Annotated in this window: 2 rRNA genes; both read left to right on the top strand. The window is 44.3% G+C overall.

Features of this window, described 5'->3' with window-relative positions:
* The first annotated feature begins 140 nt into the window (after positions 1-140).
* Positions 141-3,070 (top strand): 23S ribosomal RNA (locus tag CRV12_RS03745).
* A gap of 95 nt (positions 3,071-3,165) precedes the next feature.
* Positions 3,166-3,281, top strand: a 5S ribosomal RNA gene (gene rrf / locus CRV12_RS03740).
* Positions 3,282-3,317 lie beyond the last annotated feature (36 nt).

Raw genomic sequence — 3,317 nt, 5'->3', positions numbered from 1 at the left:
GTTCTTTAACAATCTGGAACAAGCTAAAAGTAGTACAAAAGTGTTTAATTCATTATTAATACGTTATTAATGACATCAATAATGCTAATTAACATTTATTAATCTCAATGCTTAAAATCAAAAACACCTGTGGGTTGTAGGGTTAAGTAATTAAGCGTATATGGTGGATGCCTTGGCAGTCAGAGGCGATGAAGGACGTGCAAATCTGCGAAAAGCGTCGGTAAGGTGATATGAACCGCTATAACCGGCGATATCCGAATGGGGAAACCCGATACTTTAAGTATCATCGTTAAGTGAATACATAGCTTAACGAAGCAAACCGGGAGAACTGAAACATCTAAGTAACCCGAGGAAAAGAAATCAATAGAGATTCCCTTAGTAGTGGCGAGCGAAAGGGGAACAGCCCAGAGCTTAAAATAAACTTATATATTAGTAAAATGATCTGGAAAGTTCAACGATACAGGGTGATAGTCCCGTATATGAAAATATATATGCTTGTATGCTCAATTGAGTAGGACGAGACACGTGATATCTTGTCTGAAGATGGGGGGACCATCCTCCAAGGCTAAATACTCCTGACTGACCGATAGTGAACTAGTACCGTGAGGGAAAGGCGAAAAGTACCCCGGTTAGGGGGGTGAAATAGAACCTGAAACCATATACGTACAAGCAGTAGAAGCATCTTTTTTAAGATGTGACTGCGTACCTTTTGTATAATGGGTCAGCGACTTATATTCTGTAGCAAGGTTAACTTAATAAGGGAGCCGAAGGGAAACCGAGTCTTAACTGGGCGATTTAAGTTGCAGAGTATAGACCCGAAACCCGGTGATCTAACCATGAGCAGGTTGAAGGTTGGGTAACACTAATTGGAGGACCGAACCGACTAATGTTGAAAAATTAGCGGATGACTTGTGGTTAGGGGTGAAAGGCCAATCAAACCGGGAGATAGCTGGTTCTCCTCGAAAGCTATTTAGGTAGCGCCTCGTGAATTTATCTCCGGGGGTAGAGCACTGTTTCGGCTAAGGGGTTGTCCAAACTTACTAATCCGATGCAAACTACGAATACCGGTGAATATTATCACGGGAGACACACGGCGGGTGCTAACGTCCGTCGTGGAAAGGGAAACAACCCAGACCGCCAGCTAAGGTCCCTAAATTATGATTAAGTGGGAAACGATGTGGGAAGGCTTAAACAACCAGGATGTTGGCTTAGAAGCAGCCATCATTTAAAGAAAGCGTAATAGCTCACTGGTCGAGTCGGCCTGCGCGGAAGATGTAACGGGGCTAAATCATATACCGAAGCTGCGGCAACAACATTTGATGTTGCTAAGTTAAATATTGTTGGGTAGAGGAGCGTTCTGTAAACCGTCGAAGGTATATTGTAAAGTATGCTGGAGGTATCAGAAGTGCGAATGCTGACATGAGTAACGACAAAGCGGGTGAAAAACCCGCTCGCCGAAAGACTAAGGGTTCCTGTCTAACGTTAATCGGGGCAGGGTGAGTCGACCCCTAAGGTGAGGCCGAAAGGCGTAATCGATGGAAAACAGGTTAATATTCCTGTACTTGATGTTATTGCGATGGGGGGACGGAGAAGGCTATATTATCCGAGCGACGGTTGTCTCGGTTTAAGCGTGTAGGTGGATGTTCTAGGTAAATCCGGTTCATTTTACACTAAGACGTGATGACTAGGTACTTAATAATACTAAAGTAATAAATGCCATGCTTCCAAGAAAAGCCTCTAAGCATCAGATAATATTAAATCGTACTCTAAACCGACACAGGTGGTCAGGTAGAGAATACTAAGGCGTTTGAGAGAACTCGGGTGAAGGAACTAGGCAAAATGGTGCCGTAACTTAGGGAGAAGGCACGCTGATATAAAAGTGAAAAGATTTACTCTTGGAGCTTAAATCAGTCGAAGATACCAGCTAGCTGCAACTGTTTATTAAAAACACAGCACTGTGCAAACACGAAAGTGGACGTATACGGTGTGACGCCTGCCCGGTGCCGGAAGGTTAATTGATGGGGTTATCTGTAATGGAAAAGCTCTTGATCGAAGCCCCGGTAAACGGCGGCCGTAACTATAACGGTCCTAAGGTAGCGAAATTCCTTGTCGGGTAAGTTCCGACCTGCACGAATGGCGTAATGATGGCTAGGCTGTCTCCACCCGAGACTCAGTGAAATTGAATTTGCTGTGAAGATGCAGTATACCCGCGGCAAGACGGAAAGACCCCGTGAACCTTTACTATAGCTTGACACTGAATATTGAATATTTATGTGTAGGATAGGTGGGAGGCTTTGAAGTATAAACGCTAGTTTATATGGAGCCAATGTTGAAATACCACCCTTAAATATTTAATATTCTAACGTAGCTCCGTAATCCGGAGTGCAGACAGTGTCTGGTGGGTAGTTTGACTGGGGCGGTCTCCTCCTAAAGAGTAACGGAGGAGTACAAAGGTCAGCTAATCACGGTCGGAAATCGTGAATTTAGTGCAATGGCATAAGCTGGCTTAACTGCGAGAGTGACAATTCGAGCAGATGCGAAAGCAGGTCATAGTGATCCGGTGGTTCTGAATGGAAGGGCCATCGCTCAACGAATAAAAGGTACTCCGGGGATAACAGGCTAATACCGCCCAAGAGTTCATATCGACGGCGGTGTTTGGCACCTCGATGTCGGCTCATCACATCCTGGGGCTGAAGTAGGTCCCAAGGGTACGGCTGTTCGCCGTTTAAAGTGGTACGCGAGCTGGGTTTAGAACGTCGTGAGACAGTTCGGTCCCTATCTGCCGTGGGCGTTGGAGAATTGAGGGAGGTTACTCCTAGTACGAGAGGACCGGAGTGAACGCACCACTGGTGTTCGGGTTGTCATGCCAATGGCATTGCCCGGTAGCTAAGTGCGGAAAAGATAAGAGCTGAAAGCATCTAAGCACGAAACTTGTCCCAAGATTAGTTCTCACTGATTTTTTATAAAAATCCTAAAGGGACGTTGAAGACAACAACGTTGATAGGCCGGATGTGTAAGCATAGTAATGTGTTGAGCTAACCGGTACTAATGACCCGTGAGGCTTAACCTTACAACACCAGAGGTGTTTTTGAAAATAAGTAATATTTTTAGCTTGTTTAATAATCAGATTTTTAATATTTTTTTAAAATTGCAAATATATTTTTGCCTGGTAGCTATAACGCGATAGTACCACCTGAAACCATGCCGAACTCAGAAGTGAAATGTCGTAGTGCCGATGGTAGTGTGGAGTTTCTCCATGTGAGAGTAGGAAACTGCCAGGCATTAATTATCTAATACATTAGTTTTGTTTGAAATTT

Source organism: Candidatus Pantoea edessiphila (assembly GCF_002933315.1).
In the GTDB taxonomy this organism is placed as follows: Bacteria; Pseudomonadota; Gammaproteobacteria; order Enterobacterales; family Enterobacteriaceae; genus Pantoea_C.
This window is presented reverse-complemented; position numbering and strand designations above follow the sequence as displayed.